General features: G+C 67.8%; 19 protein-coding genes. 10 read left to right on the forward strand and 9 right to left on the reverse strand.

Features of this window, described 5'->3' with window-relative positions:
- Nucleotides 1-261: 261 nt before the first annotated feature.
- The 4 genes from AC1DXX_RS30330 to AC1DXX_RS30345 all read right to left on the reverse strand — a co-directional run bounded on the left by AC1DXX_RS30330 (nt 262) and on the right by AC1DXX_RS30345 (nt 3,110).
- Complete coding sequence (locus AC1DXX_RS30330; protein ID WP_478137912.1) at nt 262-1,185, reverse strand: pirin family protein; 924 nt, start codon at nt 1,183-1,185, stop codon at nt 262-264.
- 25 nt (nt 1,186-1,210) lie between these two features.
- Complete coding sequence (locus tag AC1DXX_RS30335; RefSeq protein ID WP_478137913.1) at nt 1,211-1,762, reverse strand: flavodoxin family protein; 552 nt, start codon at nt 1,760-1,762, stop codon at nt 1,211-1,213.
- Between the two features lie 148 nt (nt 1,763-1,910).
- A complete protein-coding gene (locus AC1DXX_RS30340) occupies nt 1,911-2,333 on the reverse strand; it encodes a DoxX family protein (RefSeq protein WP_478137914.1) in 423 nt (140 codons plus the stop codon).
- Nucleotides 2,334-2,408: 75 nt separating this feature from the next.
- Nucleotides 2,409-3,110, reverse strand: coding sequence for a pirin family protein (locus AC1DXX_RS30345; RefSeq protein ID WP_478137915.1), 702 nt, complete (start codon nt 3,108-3,110; stop codon nt 2,409-2,411).
- A gap of 161 nt (nt 3,111-3,271) precedes the next feature.
- Here AC1DXX_RS30345 and AC1DXX_RS30350 point away from each other — a divergent pair, with 161 nt between their 5' ends.
- The 5 genes from AC1DXX_RS30350 (at nt 3,272) to AC1DXX_RS30370 (ending at nt 8,586) form a co-directional block, all read left to right on the forward strand.
- Complete coding sequence (locus tag AC1DXX_RS30350; protein WP_478137916.1) at nt 3,272-4,225, forward strand: LysR substrate-binding domain-containing protein; 954 nt, start codon at nt 3,272-3,274, stop codon at nt 4,223-4,225.
- Nucleotides 4,226-4,463: 238 nt separating this feature from the next.
- A complete protein-coding gene (locus AC1DXX_RS30355; protein ID WP_478137917.1) occupies nt 4,464-5,546 on the forward strand; it encodes an NAD(P)/FAD-dependent oxidoreductase in 1,083 nt (360 codons plus the stop codon).
- Between the two features lie 7 nt (nt 5,547-5,553).
- Entirely contained in the window at nt 5,554-6,513 is a 960-nt protein-coding gene (gluQRS, locus tag AC1DXX_RS30360) for a tRNA glutamyl-Q(34) synthetase GluQRS (protein WP_478137918.1), read from the forward strand.
- Entirely contained in the window at nt 6,513-7,250 is a 738-nt protein-coding gene (trmB, locus tag AC1DXX_RS30365) for a tRNA (guanosine(46)-N7)-methyltransferase TrmB (protein ID WP_478137919.1), read from the forward strand. The genes gluQRS and trmB overlap by 1 nt, the downstream gene beginning before the upstream one ends.
- 145 nt (nt 7,251-7,395) lie before the next feature.
- Nucleotides 7,396-8,586 carry an ABC transporter substrate-binding protein gene (locus AC1DXX_RS30370; RefSeq protein WP_478137920.1) on the forward strand — a complete coding sequence of 397 codons (1,191 nt, stop codon included), beginning with the start codon at nt 7,396-7,398 and terminating at the stop codon, nt 8,584-8,586.
- Nucleotides 8,587-8,592: 6 nt separating this feature from the next.
- Here AC1DXX_RS30370 and AC1DXX_RS30375 read toward each other — a convergent pair whose 3' ends face one another.
- On the reverse strand, nt 8,593-9,315 hold the full coding sequence (locus tag AC1DXX_RS30375; protein ID WP_478137921.1) for a Crp/Fnr family transcriptional regulator: 723 nt from the start codon (nt 9,313-9,315) through the stop codon (nt 8,593-8,595).
- 128 nt (nt 9,316-9,443) lie between these two features.
- Here AC1DXX_RS30375 and AC1DXX_RS30380 point away from each other — a divergent pair, with 128 nt between their 5' ends.
- The 5 genes from AC1DXX_RS30380 to AC1DXX_RS30400 all read left to right on the forward strand — a co-directional run bounded on the left by AC1DXX_RS30380 (nt 9,444) and on the right by AC1DXX_RS30400 (nt 14,554).
- Nucleotides 9,444-10,034: an HD domain-containing protein gene (locus AC1DXX_RS30380; protein WP_478137922.1), complete on the forward strand. Its 591-nt coding sequence runs from the start codon at nt 9,444-9,446 to the stop codon at nt 10,032-10,034.
- Between the two features lie 20 nt (nt 10,035-10,054).
- Complete coding sequence (locus AC1DXX_RS30385; protein ID WP_478137923.1) at nt 10,055-10,822, forward strand: class II aldolase/adducin family protein; 768 nt, start codon at nt 10,055-10,057, stop codon at nt 10,820-10,822.
- A gap of 370 nt (nt 10,823-11,192) precedes the next feature.
- Nucleotides 11,193-13,469: a glycoside hydrolase family 3 N-terminal domain-containing protein gene (locus AC1DXX_RS30390; protein ID WP_478137924.1), complete on the forward strand. Its 2,277-nt coding sequence runs from the start codon at nt 11,193-11,195 to the stop codon at nt 13,467-13,469.
- Nucleotides 13,470-13,536: 67 nt separating this feature from the next.
- Nucleotides 13,537-14,220, forward strand: coding sequence for a class I SAM-dependent methyltransferase (locus tag AC1DXX_RS30395; protein WP_478137925.1), 684 nt, complete (start codon nt 13,537-13,539; stop codon nt 14,218-14,220).
- 55 nt (nt 14,221-14,275) lie between these two features.
- Complete coding sequence (locus AC1DXX_RS30400; protein ID WP_478137926.1) at nt 14,276-14,554, forward strand: hypothetical protein; 279 nt, start codon at nt 14,276-14,278, stop codon at nt 14,552-14,554.
- A 73-nt stretch (nt 14,555-14,627) separates the two neighbouring features.
- Here AC1DXX_RS30400 and AC1DXX_RS30405 read toward each other — a convergent pair whose 3' ends face one another.
- The 4 genes from AC1DXX_RS30405 to urtE all read right to left on the reverse strand — a co-directional run bounded on the left by AC1DXX_RS30405 (nt 14,628) and on the right by urtE (nt 17,434).
- A complete protein-coding gene (locus tag AC1DXX_RS30405) occupies nt 14,628-14,978 on the reverse strand; it encodes an alpha/beta hydrolase (RefSeq protein ID WP_478137927.1) in 351 nt (116 codons plus the stop codon).
- A 148-nt stretch (nt 14,979-15,126) separates the two neighbouring features.
- Nucleotides 15,127-15,471 (reverse strand): FmdB family zinc ribbon protein, encoded by a 345-nt coding sequence (locus AC1DXX_RS30410; RefSeq protein ID WP_478137928.1) that lies wholly within the window; start codon nt 15,469-15,471, stop codon nt 15,127-15,129.
- A gap of 13 nt (nt 15,472-15,484) precedes the next feature.
- Nucleotides 15,485-16,717: a formamidase gene (fmdA, locus tag AC1DXX_RS30415; protein ID WP_478137929.1), complete on the reverse strand. Its 1,233-nt coding sequence runs from the start codon at nt 16,715-16,717 to the stop codon at nt 15,485-15,487.
- A 27-nt stretch (nt 16,718-16,744) separates the two neighbouring features.
- The gene (gene urtE / locus AC1DXX_RS30420) at nt 16,745-17,434 is read right to left on the reverse strand and encodes an urea ABC transporter ATP-binding subunit UrtE (protein ID WP_478137930.1); all 690 of its coding nucleotides are present in this window, start codon (nt 17,432-17,434) and stop codon (nt 16,745-16,747) included.
- Nucleotides 17,435-17,547 lie beyond the last annotated feature (113 nt).

A 17,547-nucleotide genomic window follows, 5' to 3' on the forward strand; every position in this document is an offset into this window, starting at 1 on the left:
GCTCTGCTCCGCGAATGTCCCCCGGCGCGGCCTAGGGCCGCAGGCCTCCTCCTTTATTTCGCTGCGCAGAGCACACCATCGGCGTGATCGCTCAGAGCACTGGTTGATCGGCGGCGAACCAGCAGCGTGCCCTCGTGCACAGGGCACCGGGTGCTCCCCGCAGCGAAATAAAGGAGGAGCGAAGCGGGGGACATTCGCGGAGGGGAGCACCCGGTGGCCTGTGCACGCACCCCGAACACATGCCCACCGCACGAACAAAGATCAGACCGGCGTGGTGCCGATGTCAGGCTCTCGCACGCCGAAGGGCTTTCCGGGCAGCGGAATGAACTCGGTCTCGCCGGGCACATGGCCCATGCGTTGCGCAGCCCAGGCAGACCCGGCTTCGAGGATGCGCTCGCGGCGGCTGGAGACGAAGTTCCAGGTGATGTAGCGCGGACCGTCGAGCGGCTCGCCGCCGATCACCATCAGCCGCGCGGCAGTGTCGGAACTCAGCACCGCGCCCTGCCCGTCCGGCAGCACCGCCATGGTGTGCGCGGGGATCGGCTCGCCGTTGACGCTCGCATCGGCATCGACGACATAGACGGCCAGCTCGGGCGCCAGTGCGGGCAGTTCGAAGCGCCCGCCTGCCGGCAACGCAATGTCGAGGTAAACCGTCTGCGCCAGTGTCTTGACGGGCGAGCGTTGGCCAAAAGCCTCGCCCACCAGCACGCGCACCGCCACGCCCTGCTCCACCACTTCGGGGATGGCGCTGGCCGGCGTGTGCTCGAAGCTCGGCTCGGCCTCTTCATGCGCCTGCGGCAGGGCGGCCCAGAGCTGCAGCCCGTGGTTCACATAGGTGTCGGCCTTGAGGCGGTCCGGCTTGCGCTCGGAGTGCACGATGCCGCGCCCCGCGGTCATCCAGTTGATGGCGCCGGGCAGGATTTCCTGCACGCTGCCGAGGCTGTCGCGATGCATCATCGCGCCCTCGAAAAGATAGGTTACCGTGGAGAGGCCGATGTGCGGATGCGGCCGCACGTCGTGCTCGGTGCCGGGCTGCTCGGTGGCCGGCCCGAAATGGTCGAAGAACACGAAGGGTCCGACCGAGCGGCGCTGCGCCGCCGGCAGCAGGCGTCGCACCTTGAAGCCGCCGCCGAGGTCCTTGTCGTGCGGTTGAAGCAGCTGGGTCTGGGCGGTGGTGTCGGTCATCGTGGGCTCCGTGGGTGACTGGGTTTTATCCGCGTGATCTTGCCACTGTGGCAATACGCTCGCCGAATGCCCTTGCAGTGTCGAAGTCGCCCTTGAACATTTCCGCCGGGCTCGCATCCGAAGGCGACTGCGTCAGCAGGCCGCCGTAGCCGCCCATGTAGTTCATCGCGTCGCGGGTCGCCGCCTTGTTGTTGGTCGGCAGGATGCCCATGCTGACCCAGATGCCGCCGTGCTGCATCGCGAGCGTCCACAGGTAGGTCATGGTCGTGACCTTGTCGCCGTTCATGGTGGCGCTGTTGGTGAAGCCCGCGAAGAGCTTGTCCTTCCAGCCCTGCGTGTACCAGACCTTCGACGACGCATCGGCGAACTTCTTGAACTGCCAGCTCACGCCGCCCATGTAGGTGGGCGAGCCGAAGATGATCGCGTCGGCCGTGGCGAGCGTCTCCCAGCCGCCCTGGGGCAGGTTGCCATCGGCGTCGATGGCGAGCAGTTGCGCGCCGGCGCCATCGGCCACGGCCTGCGCCACGCGCTGGGTGTGGCCGTAGCCGGAATGAAAAACGACAACGATGTTTGCCATTGGGTGATTCTGCCGGGTTGAAGGTGGTCAGTGATGGTGAATGCCTTTTCGCTGAACACCGAGGAACCGGCTTTGCCGGGCCTCCGGTGTTGCCCCCGGTGAGGGGGTGGGCGAAGCGACACGAAGTGCGCGAAGCCTGGGGGAGAGCCTACTTCTTGTCGATGCTGAAGCGGCCCGGACCGAAGGCGGCGAAGGCGAGCAGGCCACCGGCGATCGCGATGTTCTTGTTGAAGTTGATCTGCTGCATCATCTTCATCGCTTCGGGCGCCGACCAGTACTTGTGGAAGAACAGCGCGGTGGCCACGGTGAAGATCGCCATCACGACGGCGGTCCACCGGGTCTTGAAGCCCAGCAGCAGCACGATGCCCAGGCCCAGCTCGACGATGATGGCGATCGCAGCGCCCACTTCCGGCAGCGGCAGGCCCACCGACGTGATGTAGCCGACGGTGCCGCCGAAGCCCATGAGCTTGCCGATGCCGGCCGGGATGAACAGGTAGGCGGCCAGGATGCGGCCGATCAGCGCCAGCGTGTCCTGGGCTGCGTTGGGGGTGGTGGTGGTTGCAATTGCCATGGTTGAAAACTCCTCGGTTGTTGAAGTGAAGGGAACAGAAAAAAACAAAGCCGGGCGGCGAGCGCCCGGCACGGATCACGCAGCCAGGTCGAACACCAGCACTTCGGCGTCCTTGCCGGCGCCGAGCGTCAGTTGCGATTCGCCTTCGAGCATCGCGGCGTCGCCGCCGGTCAGCTTCTGGCCGTTGACCTCGAGCTCGCCGCGCACCAGGTGCACATAGCTCTTGCGCTTCGGGTCGAGCGCCAGGCTGGCCTTCTCGTCGCCGTCGAGCAGCCCTGCGAACAGGCGCGCATCGGCATGCACCGTCACCGAACCGTCGGCACCGTCGGGCGAAGCCACCAGGCGCAGCTTGCCGCGCTTCTCGGCGTCGTTGAACTGCTTTTGCTCGTAGCCCGGCGCAATGCCGCGCACATTGGGCTCGATCCAGATCTGCAGGAAGTGCGTGGTCTCGTCGGCCTTGTGGTTGAACTCGCTGTGCATCACGCCGCGGCCCGCGCTCATGCGCTGCACGTCGCCCGGCGGAATGGATTCGACGTTCCCCATGCTGTCCTTGTGCGCCAGTTCGCCCGAGAGCACGTAGCTGATGATCTCCATGTCCTTGTGGCCATGGGTGCCAAACCCGGCGCCCGCGGCCACGCGGTCTTCGTTGATCACCCGCAGGTTGCCGAAACCCATGTGGGCCGGGTCGTAGTAGCCGGCAAAAGAAAAGCTGTGAAACGAGCGCAGCCAGCCATGGTCGGCATAACCGCGTTCCTGTGATTTACGGACTTGCAACATCGTCGAACTCCTTTGGCCCTGCCCCCGAGGGGATGCCCGGGCCTTCTTCGTATGCCGCGCCGGATGCGCAGCGGATGTGAAGAACTTTAGGCCCGCACCCCCGAGGTAAAAGCGCCGGGTTTTGATGGCATCATTCAAATTTTTTGATCAATGGAGCCGCCATGCCCAGCGCCAGAGACGTACTGACCCCCGACGCGCTCGCCATGCTGCAGACCGTGGCCGCCACCGGCAGCTTTGCCGCCGCCGCGCGCGAGCTCAACCTCGTGCCCAGCGCGCTGAGCTACCGGGTGCGCCAGATCGAAGACGCGCTCGACGTGCTGCTGTTCGACCGCAGCGCCCGCCAGGCACGCATCACCGAGGCCGGCGCCGAGCTGCTGCGCGAGGCGGCGCGCCTCCTGAACGAGATCGACGCGGTGGCCAACCGCGTGAAGCGCGTGGCCACCGGCTGGGAGCCGATGCTCACCATCGCGGTCGACAGCGTGATCGCGCGCGACCCGCTGCTCGACCTGGCCACGGCCTTCTTCGCGCTCGATCCGCCCACGCGGCTCAAGCTGCGCGACGAGACGCTGCTCGGCACCATCGAGGCGCTGACCAGCGGCGAGGCCGACCTCGCCATCGGCGCGGTGCTCGATGCCGCGAGCCTCGCTTTCACCGCCACGGGCATCCGCAGCCGGCCGATCGGCGAGCTGCGCTTCGTGTATGCCCTGGCGCCGCACCATCCGCTCGCGCGCCTGCCCGAGCCGTTGAGCGATGCGGTGCTGCGGCAGTACCGCGCGGTCGCGGCCGCCGACTCGGTGCGCAGCGGACCGAGCATGACGGTCAACCTCGTCGGCGGGCAGGACGTGCTCACCGTGCCGAGCATGCAGGCCAAGCTGGCGGCGCAACTGCACGGACTGGGTGGCGGCTTTCTGCCCGAGCCGATGGCGCGGCCGTACATCGAGGCCGGCCACCTGATCGAACGCAAGACCGAGCGCACGCCGCCGCTCGGCACCATGCATTGCGCATGGCGCGTGCGCAGCGCGGGCGGGCCGGGGCGCGCGCTCGAATGGTGGCTCGCGCAGTTCGAGCACGAGGCCACGCGGCGTGCACTGCTCGAGCGGCACCGGGGGCGCTGACTCGGTGCAAACCACGCGCGAACCGCGCACGGACCATGCGCCAAGAGTACCCGGTGTCCTGTGCACGCGCCCCGAATGGCCCCGCACCCCGCCGTACATCCAACCCCAGCAGGCATCTGCATGGTCTTGAGTAGATCGTGAACAGGCTCCCAGGGTCAGCCCTCCAGCCCTGCCCGCAGACCGATGTAGAGTCCGCACACATCCACCCGTATCCCCCTCCAAAAGAAAAGAGTCCGTCATGACCACTCGCGCAACTGCAAAGCCCGCCGTCCGCCACCGAACCCCCACCGCTCCCCGCCACTACGCCGTTGTCGGCGCCGGCATTGCCGGGGTGGCCTGCGCACGAACGCTGGTGCAGGCCGGCCACAAGGTCACGCTGTTCGAACGCGAAGCCGCTCCCGGCGGTCGCATGGCGAGCATCGACACGGCCTTCGGCCGCTTCGACAGCGGCGCGCAGTACTTCACCGTGCGCGATCCGCGCTTTGCGCTGGCGCTCGAAGCCACGCCCAATCTCTGCCGCCCCTGGAGCGCCAACCTCGTGCGCGTGCTCGACGCCCGCGGCCGCGTGGCCGAAGCGGCCTTGCCCGGGCGCGAAGCGCACTGGGTCGCGCAACCCGGCATGGACGCCCTGGTTGCCCACTGGGCCGCGCCGCTGACCGACAACCTCATCGCCAACACGCAGGTGACGCAGATCGAGCCCGATGCGCTCGACCCCAAACGCTGGCAGTTGCGCACCGCCGGCGAAGACGATTCGCAGCACGTGTACTCGGGCTTCGATGCCGTGCTGCTCGCAGTGCCGCCTTCGCGCACGCGTGTGCTGCTGGGCGACGGCAAGCTCTCTTCCGCCATCAGCCAGAAGATCGAGCCAGTGCGCATCGCACCCTGCTGGACGCTGATGATCGCGTTCCCCCAGGCCAACCAGGCCACCATGTCGCACCTCGGGCCGCAATGGAACGCGGCGCGCAGCACCCACCACCGCGTGGCGTGGCTGGCGCGCGAGTCGTCCAAGCCCGGCCGCGAACGCATCGAGCGCTGGACCCTGCAGGCCAGCGCCGCCTGGTCGCAGGAGCACCTGCGCGACGACGCGCCGCGCGTCGAAGCCAAGCTGCTGCGCGCCTTCGCCGAGATCACCGGCATCCATGCCGTCCCCTCGCATGCACAGACGCGCTGCTGGACCGAAGCCCAGACGCAGGTGCCCGTGGGCAAGACCCACCTCTGGGACGCCAAGGCCCGCATCGGCGTGGCCGGCGACTGGTGCACCGGCCACCGGGTCGAAGACGCGTTCCTGTCCGGCCTCTCATTGGCACTTGCGGCCATCTGATCCTGGGATGCGTGAGACCGGCCGTTTCGCGCCCTCGCCCACCGGACCGCTGCATGCCGGTTCGCTGGTGGCAGCGCTCGCGAGCTGGCTCGACGTGCGTGCGCGCGGCCCGCAAGCGCGCTGGCTGATCCGCATCGAGGACGCCGACACCGAGCGCTGCCTGCCCGGCATGGGCGAGCACATCCTGCAGCAATTGGCCGACTGCGGCCTGCTGCCCGACGAAGCGCCGGTGTGGCAGACGCAGCGCACGGCACGCTACAAAGTCGCGCTGGCAAAGCTGCAGGCCCGCGGCCTCGCCTACCCCTGCGGCTGCTCGCGCAAGGACATCGACCGGGCCCTTGCGCGGCTCGGCCAGCGGCACGAGCGCCATGGCGAGCGGGTCTACCCCGGCACCTGCCGCGACGGCCTCCATGGCAAGCCCGCGCGCGCCTGGCGCTTCGCCACCGAGAAATTCGAATCGGACCGCCCGCCCACGCCGCCCGTGCCCTGGCAGGACGCCACCCCGCCGGAACCGGCCAGCGAACTCTGCTGGACCGACCGCCGCCTCGGCCGCCAATGCCAGAACGTCAGCCGCGAGGTCGGCGACTTCGTGCTGCGCCGCGCCGACGGCCCGTGGGCCTACCAGCTTGCCGTGGTCGTCGACGATGCCGAGCAAGGCGTGACCGACGTGGTGCGCGGCGAAGACCTGGCCGACAACACCGCGCGCCAGATCCTGCTGCAACGCGCGCTCGGCCTGCCCACGCCCAGCTACCTGCACACGCCCCTGGTGCGCGGCGCCGACGGTGACAAGCTCTCCAAGCAGAACGGCGCGACGTCCATCGACACCGCCACGCCCAAAGCCGCCCTGGCCGCCCTCGACGCGGCCGCCCGCGTGCTCGGGCTGCACGCCACCGCGGCCACTTCCTGCACAGCCGCGCTGGCCGGCTGGGTGCCCGAATGGCGCGCTCTCTACAATTCGCGGCCGTAATGACCTTTCCCGACACCGTGCCCCACGACCTTCCGCCGAGCGACGACGCGGCCGACAAACCGCACCCGCTGCACCGCCGCCTCAAGAGCTTCGTGAAGCGCGCCGGCCGCACCACCGAAGGCCAGGCGCGCGCCTTTGCCGAACTGGGCCCGCTGTTCCTCATCCCCTACAAGCCCGAGCCGCTCGACCTGACGGCGGCTTTCGGCGGCCGCGCCGGACCGACCGTGCTCGAAATCGGCTTCGGCATGGGCGAGGCCACCGCGCACATCGCCACCGTGCTGCCCGAGACCAATTTCCTCTGCTGCGAGGTGCACGAACCCGGCGTGGGCGCACTGCTCAAGCGCATCGGCGAGCAGTCGCTCTCGAACATCCGCATCTGCGCGCACGACGCGGTCGACGTGCTCGACCACATGCTGCAGCCCGGCACGCTGGCCGGCGTGCATGTGTTCTTCCCCGATCCGTGGCACAAGAAGCGCCACAACAAGCGCCGGCTGATCCAGCCCGAGTTCGTGGCCAAGCTCGCCCGCCACCTGCGCCCGGGCGGCTACATCCACTGCGCCACCGACTGGCAGCCCTATGCCGAGCAGATGCTCGAGGTGCTGGCGGCCGAGCCCCTGCTGCGCAACACGGCCGAAGGCTATGCACCCAAGCCCGCCTACCGGCCGCTGACCAAGTTCGAGAACCGCGGCATCAAGCTGGGCCACGGCGTCTGGGACCTGGTGTTCGAACGCGCCTGACCCCGCGCCGGCCGGGCCCAGGGCCTGTTAACGCTATGCAAGGGGTCCCCTTGCATAGCGTTAACAGGCCCTCAGGGCTGCCCCGCATTCCTTGTTGGCCCTGAAATTGCTACACTTTTTTACTAGTATTAGCAAAGGGTGTCCGATGAACAAGTCACGCAGGGAATGGCTGGGCAAGGCATACGGAGCGCTGCTGCTGGGAGGCGGCATCGGCATCACCCACCCGGCATGGGCGCAGACCGCCCGCACCGGAGCCGGCGCCGGCCCCAGCACCGGAGGCGCGGCACGCATCGTCCTCCTTGGGCAATCGGTGCCGCTGACCGGCGGCGCCGCCGAAATCGGCAGCGCCTTCGCGGCCGGCAGCCGGCTCGCCGTGAGCGACTTCAACGCACGAAACGCCTCCACCGGCCTGCAGCTGAAGCTGGTGCAACTCGACGACGGCTACGACGCCGCCCGCGCCACCGCCAACGCGCGTACCCTGCTCACCACCCAGAAGGCCGACCTGCTGTTCGGCTTCGTGGGCACCGCCAGCAGCGACGCCGGCGCGACCGTCGCCACCCAGCAGGGCAGCCTGCTCTTCGCGCCCTTCGCGGCCTCCGACACGCTGCGCGGTGCCGAGCACCCCAATGTGTTCCATGTGCGGCCCGGCATGATCGACGAGGCCCTCAAGATCGTGCGCCAGTGCGCCACCGTGGGGCAGACGCGCGTGGCGCTGGTGGGCGACGACGACGCCATGGGCCGCGCCGGCCTCGCCGCCGTGCAGCAGGCCATCACCGAACTCAAGCTCACGCCGCTGGTCGCGACCGCGCTGGTGCCCGCGGGCGGCGACAAGCTCAACGCGGCGCTGAAGACCGTGCAGCAGCAGTCGCCCCAGGCCATCGTGCTGGTCTCGCTCTCGGGCACCACGGCCAGCGCCATCCGCAAGCTGCGAAAGAGCGGCTACACGGGCAACTTCATGGCCTTCTCGATCGTCGGCATCGACCCGCTCTATGCGGAACTGGGCAAGGACATCGGCGGCATCGTGATCTCGCAGGTGGTGCCGTCGCCGCGGCCGTCGGCCATCCCCATCGTCAAGGAATACCTGGCGGCGGTCGACAACTCCGACCAGACCGCATCGTACGAAGGGCTCGAAGGCTTCATCGCGGCGAAGGCCGTGGGCGAGGCGGTGCGCCGCGCGGGCCGCGGCTTCAATACCGCGACGCTGCAGCGCACGATGACCGCCATGACCGACTACGACGTGGGCGGCTTCCGCATCAACCTGCGCCCGGGCCTGCGTGACAACGTGCGCAGCATCGACCTCATCAGCATTTCCGCCGACGGCCGCGTGCTCCGTTGAAAAGCCTCAGCCGGTGCTGACCAGCCGCTGCAACGCATCGAGCGACAGCAGCTCGATGCGCCCGTAGCCCAGCGCGACCACGCCCTCGCCCGCCAGCGCGTTGAGCTCCTTCGACAGCGTCTGCCGCGTCACGCCGAGCATCATCGCCAGCGCCTCCTGCGGCAGCATCAGCTCGCGGCGAAGGTGGAGCGACTGCGTGGCATCGCCGCGCGCCAGCACCAGCAGCCGATGCGCCACCCGGGCGCGCAGGCTGCGCAAGGTGGCATCTTCCGCCAGCCCGTAGAGCATGCGAACGCGCGCCGCCAGCATCGCGGCGATGGCATTGGAGAAGGCCACGTCGCGCATCTGCCGGGCAAAGGCCTCGGGCGGCACCACCAGCAGGTCGAGCGCTTCGAGCGCGGTGGCGTCGTGCGTGCGCGGCGAGCCGTCGATCAGCGTGATCTCGCCGAACCAGTTGCCGGGCTCCAGCACCGCGAGGATGGCCTCGCGGCCGTCCTGCCGCAGCGACGAGATCTTGATCGTTCCGGCCACCAGCCCATAGAAGCCGCCACCCGCCGCTTGGATCGGATCGCCCTGGCGGAACACCATGGTGCCGCGCCGCACGTGGATGAGCTCGGCCGCCGCCACCAGCGCGTCGCGCTGCGCACGCGGCATGCTGGTGAACCACGGGTTGCCATCGAGCGCGGCGCGGTGCACAGCAGAAAGACGCGGCTTGGGGGAAGGAGGCATCGGAAAGAGTTAGCAGGCCATGAGGACAGGGGTTTACCTGCACCCCGCATTGTCAAATTCTTGACAGTTGAGCGTCAAGTGCAGGTCTACAGTGACCGCCACCCACGGACAACGAAGGAGACGACACGATGAGTGCAAGGGCAAGTTTCAAGCGCATGCAGGAAAGCACGCGCGAAGACTGGCAACTGATCGGCGGCGAGTTCATGCAGTTCACGGGCGGCCTGCCCGCGCGCGTGATCAAGCACCTGCAGATCCTCGAAGGCGACTACGGCGGCTTTCCGGTCGACCGCTACACCCATTCGCTGCAGACCGCCACCCGCGCCTTGCGCGACGGCCGCGACGAGGAGTACGTGGTGTGCGCGCTGCTGCACGATATCGGCGACACGCTCGGCAGCTTCAACCACCCCGACATCGCCGCCGCCATCCTCAAGCCTTTCGTGAGCGAGGCCAACCACTGGATGGTGCAGCACCACGGCATCTTCCAGGGCCACTACTTCTTCCACCACATCGGCCTGGACCGCGACATGCGCGACAACTTCAAGGACCACCCGCACTACGAGCGCACGGCCGAGTTCTGCGCGCTCTACGACAACCCCGCGTTCGACCCCAAGGCCGAGACCTTGCCGATCGGCGAGTTCGAGCCCATGCTGCGCCGTCTGATGGCAAGCCCCAGGCAAAGCATCTACAAGTCGGCGCTGCAACAGCCCGCGACCGCCTGACACCAGAAAGGAAAATCCCCATGAACGCCGCCTCCCAATCCGAAATCCAGAAGCTCGTCTCCGCCGAGGAGTGGCAGCTTCGCGTCGACCTCGCCGCCTGCTACCGCCTCGTGGCGCTCTACGGCTGGAGCGACCTGGTGTTCACCCACATCAGCGCACGCGTCCCCGGCCCCGAGCACCACTTCCTGATCAACCCCTACGGCCTGATGTTCGACGAGATCACCGCGTCGAGCCTGGTCAAGGTCGACCAGCAGTGCAACAAGATCATCGATTCGCCCTACCCGGTGAACCCGGCCGGCTTCGTGATCCACAGCGCGGTGCACGCCGCGCGCGAAGACATCCAGTGCGTGCTGCACACCCACACCCGGGCCGGCATCGCCGTGAGTGCGCAGAAGAACGGCGTGCTGCCGATCAGCCAGCAGTCGACCTTCGTGCTGGCCTCGCTGGCCTACCACGACTACGAAGGCGTGGCCTTCCGCGACGACGAGAAGCCGCGCCTGCAGGCCGACATGGGCAACGCCAACTTCCTCATGCTGCGCAACCACGGCCTGCTGACCTGCGGCAAGACCATTGCCGACGCCTTTCTTTCGATGTACACCTTCGAGAACACCTGCCAGATCCAGATCGCGGCGCAATCGGGCGGCGGCGAACTCACGCAGGTGAATCCGAAGATCGTCGAAGGCGTGGGCCAGGCGATGAAGGTGCAGACGGGCGGCCTCGGCGGCCAGTTCGTCTGGCCCTCGCTGATCCGCAAGCTCGACCGCATCGACGACAGCTACAAGCAATAAGACGCGTCGCTCCCGGTTTCCACGGCTGCCAGTGCCTGCGCGACAGGCACTGGCAGCCATTTTTTTTCGGCAAGGCCTGCGCCTTGTAAGCGCGGGCAACGCCGCAGGCGGCCCCTTGGACAGCCAACCCTGAGGGAACGGCGTTCACAGGGCCATCGGCCATTTCGCGCAGAGCGGCCAGTGCTCGCGGTGGTGACGGTGCTCACCATCGCGAGCGAGTGGAAGACCATGACCGCCACCTTCGCCTATGAGATCGGCATCCACAACACCACGCTGGCGATCTTCATCAACCGGGCAAGACATAGCCCTACGGACACGACGGAAACCCGCTTGCCGGGGGCAGCATGCGTTGTCTGCAGAATAGGAGGCCATGCACGTCAGAAAACCCGCTTTCGCGGCCCTCCTTTGCCTCGCCTTCCTCCTCCCCCCCGCCTTCGCCGCCTCCGCCCCGGGTGACCCCACGGCGCCCGATGCGGCGGACGCGCGCATCGAGGCCCTGATCGCGCGCATGACCGTCGAGGAAAAGGCTGGCCAGCTCAGCCTCTACGGCCCCGCGGACGTCGACATCCCCAACAACCCGCAGGCCGGCTGGCGCAACGGCCAACAGGAAACGGCCGACGTGCGCGCCGGGCGCCTCACCGGCCTTTTCAACAACGCGGGCCTCGAAGGCAAGCTGCGGCTGCAGCAGATCGCCGTGCGCGAGTCGCGCCTGGGCATTCCGCTGATCTTCGGCGCCGACGTGATCCACGGCTTTCGCACCATCTTCCCGATGCCGCTGGCAGAGGCCTCGAGCTGGGAGCCCGCGCTGGCCGAGCGCACCACGCGCGCGGCAGCGGTCGAGGCCACGGCCGACGGCTTCCGCTGGACCTTCGCGCCGATGGTGGACATCGCGCGCGATGCGCGCTGGGGCCGCGGCCTCGAAGGCGTGGGCGAAGACGTCTACCTCGCGCGGCAGTTCGCGGCTGCGCGGGTGCGCGGCTTCCAGGGCAGCGACCTGTCGAATGCCGATTCGATGCTCGCCACACCCAAGCACTTCGCGGCCTACGGCGCCGCCGAGGGCGGGCTCGACTACAACGTGAGCGACATCTCCGAGCGCACGCTGCGCGAGGTCTACCTGCCGCCGTTCCGCGCAGCCATCGACGCCGGTGCGCTCTCGGTCATGAGCGCCTTCAACGAGATCGGCGGCATCCCCTCGACCGCCAACCCCGCGCTGCTCACCGGCGTGCTGCGCGACGAATGGAAGTTCAAGGGCTTCGTGGTCTCGGACTACACGGCCGACGAGGAACTGATCGACCACGGCTACGCCGCCAACAGCCGCGAGGCCGCCAAGCAGGCCTTCCTCGCCGGCACCGACGTCAGCATGCAGAGCGGGCTCTACATGCGCCACCTGCCCGACCTCGTCGCGTCCGGCGAAGTGCCGATGGCACGGCTCGACGAGGCCGTGCGCCGCGTGCTGCGGGTCAAGCAGAAGCTGGGGCTGTTCGAGCAGCCGTTCCGCAGCCTCGACGGGCCGCCCGCATCGCAGCGCACGGAGAACCCCGAATTCATCGCGCTCGCCCGCGAGGATGCCCGCCGCTCCATCGTGATGCTGAAGAACGAGGGCAAGCTGCTGCCGCTGCCCAAGGCCGGCACGAAGATCGCGCTGATCGGTCCCTTCGCCGAGGGCACCAAGGACCTGATGGGCTCCTGGAGCCTGTTCCCGGGCCAGTCGGCGCCGGTGGGCATCGACGAAGGGCTGCGCGCCGCGCTGGGCGCCAGCTCCTCGGTGACCATTGCGCGCGGCGCGAACGTCGAGTCGCCGCTGCCCGGCGGCATCGAGGCCGCAGTGGCCGCCGCGCGCGATGCCGACGTGGTGGTACTGGCCATCGGCGAGAGCCAGCGCATGTCGGGCGAATCGCGCTCGCGCAGCGACATCGGCCTGCCGCAGGCGCAGCAGGACCTGGCCGAAGCGGTGGCTGCAACAGGCAAGCCGGTGGTCGTGCTGCTGAGCAACGGCCGCGCGATGGCGCTCAAGGGTGCGGTGCGCAATGCGCGCGCCATCCTCGTGACCTGGTTCCTCGGCGTGCAGACCGGCCACGCGATTGCCGACGTGGTGTTCGGCGACTTCAATCCCTCGGGCCGGCTGCCGGTGAGCTTTCCGCAGACGGCGGGGCAGGTGCCCTACTACTACGGCCACAAGCGCACCGGGCGCCCCTCGCCCGAAGGCGCCCCGGGCACCTCGTTCAAGACCCGCTACGTGGATGCGACGAATGAGGCGCTCTACCCCTTCGGTTTCGGCATCGGCTATGCGCCGGTGCGCTACGACAGCGTCGAGCTGAGCCAGGAGCGAATGCCGCTCGCCGGCACGTTGCGCGTGCGCGCCACCGTCACCAACACCGGCATGCGCGAGGCCGAAGAGGTGGTGCAGCTCTACCTGGCCGAGCGCGCCGCGAGCGTGACGCGACCGGTGCGCGAGCTCAAGGGCTTCCGCAAGGTGCGCATCGAACCCGGCGCTTCGACGGTGGTCGAGTTCACGCTCACCGCCGACGACCTGCAGTTCATCGGCCGCGACATGAAGCCCGTGGTCGAACCGGGCGAGTTCGACCTGTGGGTGGCGCCTTCGGCCGCGAGCGGCATCCGCAAGAGTTTCGTTCTGACGCGGGAATGACGGCCGGCGCGCATACTGGGCCACCTTTGCTGCTTCGAGGCCTCGCACGCGAGGCCCGCACCCTCCGATGCCGGGCTACCGAATCAAGCTGGAACGCATCGCCATCGCGGGTGCCGATGACCTGGTCATCCGGTCGCTGCTCGACCGCCAGCAGTTCTCCGACCCCCTGGGCGCGGCCGCCGCACAAGGCATCTCCTCCGCGGCGTGGCCGATGTTCGGGCTGCTGTGGCCCTCGGGCGCACAGCTGGCCGCACGCATGGCGACGCACCCTGTCGCGATCGGGGCGCGCGTGCTCGAAATCGGCTGTGGCCTCGCGCTCGCGAGCCTGGTCGGGCACCGCCGCGGCAACGACATGACCGCGAGCGACTGCCATCCGCTCACCGCGGGCTTTCTGCTGGAGAACCTTCGGCTGAATGCGCTGCCGCCGATGAAGTACCGGCGCGGCCACTGGGGCATGCGCGAGACGGGTGGCGATGGCGACGTGCATGGCGAGTACGACCTCATCATCGGCAGCGACCTGCTGTACGAGCGCGATGCCGGCGGTTTGCTCGCAGCCTTCATCGGCCGCCACGCAAGCCCGGCCGCGGAGGTGTGGATCGTCGACCCCGACCGCGGCAACCGGCCCGCCTTCAACCGGCAGATGGCCGACGAGGGATTCGGCATGTGCGAAGAGCGGCTGGATCAGCTCGCAGCCGTGGACCGCGCGGCCTACCGGGGCCGGCTGTTGACCTACCGGCGCGCGGGCGGCTGAGCGCTCGGTTCGGAGGCAGAATTCAGCGCTCTTCGCCTTCGCCTATTCGTGCCCTATGACCACACCCGTACCCATCGGACAGCGCCTGGACCTCATCTCCGAGACGGATATCGAGACCTACTGGTTTCAACCGGCCGGCGCCGTCTCGGCAACGCTGGGCAAGCGGGATGGGCCTGTGTGCGCGCCACTCTTTCAATACAGCGTGCTTTCCGAAGACAGCATCGAGCTCTCCAGCAGCGAGCGCGTGATCGCCACCTGGACCCGCATCGAGATCGATGGCAGTGTTCTGCGTGCCGAGTGCGACGGGCGCATCAAGACATTCAGGATCGAGTGACGAGGCGACAACAGAAACGAAGAAACGGGCCCGAGGGCCCGTTCTTCATGGCGTCGATCAGAGAAGGATCGGCTTAGAGGCCAGCTTGGCGCGTGAACGACACGCTGGGCTTCTTGTAGGCTTGCGGCACTTCGTCGCGGTAGAAGGCGCGGCGGTCGAGGCTGGCGAGCGGGTCGTGCGCCTTGGCGACAGCTTCGGCCTGGATCACCGAGCGGTCGGCGGTCGAGGTGAAGGCTTGCGCGCCGGCACTGGCGCCATCGCCGTATTCGTTGCCGGCGCGTGCGGCGGCAACGGCTTGCGGTGCGACTTCAGCACGCGACACACCGGAGTTCACGGTGAGCACGCCTTCATAGGTTTCGGCTTGCGCACCGGCGGCAGCCAGGAGCGAGAGGGCAGCAACAGCGAGGATCTTCGAGGCATTCATTTCAATCTCCTAATGGGTTGGTTGGTGAGATGAAGTGTGATCCTGAAGCCCCTTGAAAAACCGCTGCAAAAGGAATCGCGGCGTTCACGAGATTGAAACAATCGGGGTTTGTACGGAACCGTTGCGCGCCCCGATTGTTAGCGCAGCATTAGTGCGAAATCATCCACGGCCGCTTCGAGGGAGCCGACTTGGCCCCGCTCGGTGCGGTCACCGTCGCGCTGCGCCGGGACGATCCCGAGCAGCAGCCGCAACCCGCCGGATGCTTGAAGCGCGCGTAGTCGCGCGAGCTGCCGGGCTCGTGCCGCGCGCGTTCGTTGGTCTCCATGGCACTGCGTGTGCCCGAGGCCATCAGCGCGAGCCGCGGCGCGGCCGAAAGTACGCGCGGCGATGCGCCTCCGCAGTCGGGGCACGCGGCCGGCTCGTCGCGCTGGCCCGAAGGCCGCAGCGCATCGAAGCCGCCGCACTGTCCGCAGGCATAGTCGTAGGTCGGCATGGCGGCCTTGCCTTCAGCGCAGGTCGTGCGACAGCGGCATGTCGATGCTGCCATCGATCATCTTCACCGGTCCTGAAGCATTCGGATTGATGTCGAAGTCGAAGATGCCCGTGGGCAGCCACAGCGTGGCGCAGGAGTTCGGCACGTCCACCACGCCGCTGATGTGGCCCTGCACCGGCGCCGTGCCCAGGATCGAATAGGCCTGCGCACCCGAGTAGCCGAATTTCTTCAGGTACTCGATGGCATTCAGGCAGGCCTGGCGGTAGGCCACGTTCACGTCGAGGTAGTGCTGCTTGCCCGATTCGTCGACCGAGATGCCTTCGAAGATCAGGTAGTCGTTGTACTGCGGCGTGATCGGGCTGGGCTTGAAGATCGGGTTCTTGATGCCGTACTTGGCCATGCCGCCCTTGATGAGCGTGACCTTCATGTGCACCCAGCCGGCCATCTCGATCGCACCGCAGAAGGTGATCTCGCCGTCGCCCTGGCTGAAGTGCAGGTCGCCCACGCTCAGGCCCGCGCCGTCCACATACACGGGGAAGAACACCTTCGAGCCGCGCGACAGGTCCTTGATGTCGCAGTTGCCGCCATGCTCGCGCGGCGGCACGGTGCGTGCGCCCTCTGCGGCAGCCTTTGCGCGGGCCTCGCCGGTCATCTTGCCCATGTGGGCGGTGCCGGCGAACGGCGGGTTGGCGAGGCCGGGTACGCGGTCCGGGTCGGTGGCGATGAGCTTGCCCTCGCGCTCGTTCCACATGTCGAGCATGGGCTTGTCGGGCAGGCAACCGATCAGGCCGGGGTGGATCAGGCCCGCGAAGTTGACGCCGGGAATGTGGCGCGAACTCGTGAACATGCCCTTGAAGTCCCAGATCGATTTCTGCGCTTCGGGAAAGTGGTCGGTAAGGAAACCGCCGCCGTTCTTCTTCGAGAAGAAGCCGTTGAAGCCCCAGAGGCTGTCCTGCTTGGCGCCGATGTCGAGCAGGTCCACCACCAGCAGGTCGCCGGGCTCGGCGCCCTTCACGCCCACCGGGCCCGAAAGGTAGTGCACCGTGCTCAGGTCGATGTCGCGCACATCGTCGGCGCTGTCGTTGTTCTTGATGAAACCGCCGGTCCAGTCGAAGGTCTCGAGGATGAAGTCGTCTCCGGGATTGACCCAGCAGGCCATCGGAATGTCCGGGTGCCAGCGGTTGTGAATCATCTCGTTCTCGGTGGGCGACTTGGTCAGATCGACCTTGATCAGCGTGTCCGTCATTTGCAGTGGCTCCTGGTTGGGTTGTGGTTAAACGGAGAGATAAGCCTTGATGTGATCGACATCGGTCTTGTCGCGCGCGGTCTCGTGCACGAGGCGGCCGCCTTCGATCACGAAGAGGCGGTCGGCCACGTCCATCGCGAAACTGAGCACCTGCTCGGACACGATGATGGTGATGCCGCGCAGCTTGCGGATCTCGTTGAGCGCCTTGGCGATGTCCTTGATGATCGAAGGCTGGATACCTTCGGTGGGCTCGTCGAGCAGCAGCACCTTGGGGTCGGTGACGAGTGCGCGTGCAATGGCGAGCTGCTGTTGCTGGCCGCCCGAGAGGTTGCCGCCCTTGCGGCGCTTCATGTCCCACAGCACGGGGAACAGCGCGTAGATTTCCTCGGGAATGCGCTTGGTTCTGGAGTTCTCCAGGCCGGTCTGGATGTTCTCTTCCACCGTCAGTGTCGGAAAGATCATGCGGCCCTGCGGCACGTACGCAATGCCCTTGGCCACGCGGCGGAAGCTCTCGTCGCGCGACACGTCCTGGCCCGCGACCTCGATGCGGCCGCTCCTGATCGGCAGCACGCCCATGAGGCTCTTGAACAGCGTGGTCTTGCCCATGCCGTTGCGGCCCATGATGGCGACGGTTTCGTTGGCGTGGCCCTCGAACGAGATGCCGTGCAGCGCCTCGCTCTGGCCGTAGGCGACGTGCAGGTCTTCGACCTTCAGCAGGATGTTGCTCATTTCAGTGGCTCCTCGGGTGCTGTTGTTCGGGGTGCGTTCACAGGACACCGGGTACTCCCCTCCGCGAATGTCCCCCGGCGCGGCCTAGGGCCGCAGGCCTC

Source organism: Variovorax sp. P4_B10, assembly GCF_056402375.1.

Bases quoted from the DNA above. Each gene is read 5' to 3' on its own strand.
- AC1DXX_RS30330 (WP_478137912.1), bottom strand. From the start codon at position 1,185: ATGACCGACACCACCGCCCAGACCCAGCTGCTTCAACCGCACGACAAG.
- AC1DXX_RS30335 (WP_478137913.1), bottom strand. From the start codon at position 1,762: ATGGCAAACATCGTTGTCGTTTTTCATTCCGGCTACGGCCACACCCAG.
- AC1DXX_RS30340 (WP_478137914.1), bottom strand. From the start codon at position 2,333: ATGGCAATTGCAACCACCACCACCCCCAACGCAGCCCAGGACACGCTG.
- AC1DXX_RS30345 (WP_478137915.1), bottom strand. From the start codon at position 3,110: ATGTTGCAAGTCCGTAAATCACAGGAACGCGGTTATGCCGACCATGGC.
- AC1DXX_RS30350 (WP_478137916.1), top strand. From the start codon at position 3,272: ATGCCCAGCGCCAGAGACGTACTGACCCCCGACGCGCTCGCCATGCTG.
- AC1DXX_RS30355 (WP_478137917.1), top strand. From the start codon at position 4,464: ATGACCACTCGCGCAACTGCAAAGCCCGCCGTCCGCCACCGAACCCCC.
- gluQRS (WP_478137918.1), top strand. From the start codon at position 5,554: ATGCGTGAGACCGGCCGTTTCGCGCCCTCGCCCACCGGACCGCTGCAT.
- trmB (WP_478137919.1), top strand. From the start codon at position 6,513: ATGACCTTTCCCGACACCGTGCCCCACGACCTTCCGCCGAGCGACGAC.
- AC1DXX_RS30370 (WP_478137920.1), top strand. From the start codon at position 7,396: ATGAACAAGTCACGCAGGGAATGGCTGGGCAAGGCATACGGAGCGCTG.
- AC1DXX_RS30375 (WP_478137921.1), bottom strand. From the start codon at position 9,315: ATGCCTCCTTCCCCCAAGCCGCGTCTTTCTGCTGTGCACCGCGCCGCG.
- AC1DXX_RS30380 (WP_478137922.1), top strand. From the start codon at position 9,444: ATGAGTGCAAGGGCAAGTTTCAAGCGCATGCAGGAAAGCACGCGCGAA.
- AC1DXX_RS30385 (WP_478137923.1), top strand. From the start codon at position 10,055: ATGAACGCCGCCTCCCAATCCGAAATCCAGAAGCTCGTCTCCGCCGAG.
- AC1DXX_RS30390 (WP_478137924.1), top strand. From the start codon at position 11,193: ATGCACGTCAGAAAACCCGCTTTCGCGGCCCTCCTTTGCCTCGCCTTC.
- AC1DXX_RS30395 (WP_478137925.1), top strand. From the start codon at position 13,537: ATGCCGGGCTACCGAATCAAGCTGGAACGCATCGCCATCGCGGGTGCC.
- AC1DXX_RS30400 (WP_478137926.1), top strand. From the start codon at position 14,276: ATGACCACACCCGTACCCATCGGACAGCGCCTGGACCTCATCTCCGAG.
- AC1DXX_RS30405 (WP_478137927.1), bottom strand. From the start codon at position 14,978: ATGAATGCCTCGAAGATCCTCGCTGTTGCTGCCCTCTCGCTCCTGGCT.
- AC1DXX_RS30410 (WP_478137928.1), bottom strand. From the start codon at position 15,471: ATGCCGACCTACGACTATGCCTGCGGACAGTGCGGCGGCTTCGATGCG.
- fmdA (WP_478137929.1), bottom strand. From the start codon at position 16,717: ATGACGGACACGCTGATCAAGGTCGATCTGACCAAGTCGCCCACCGAG.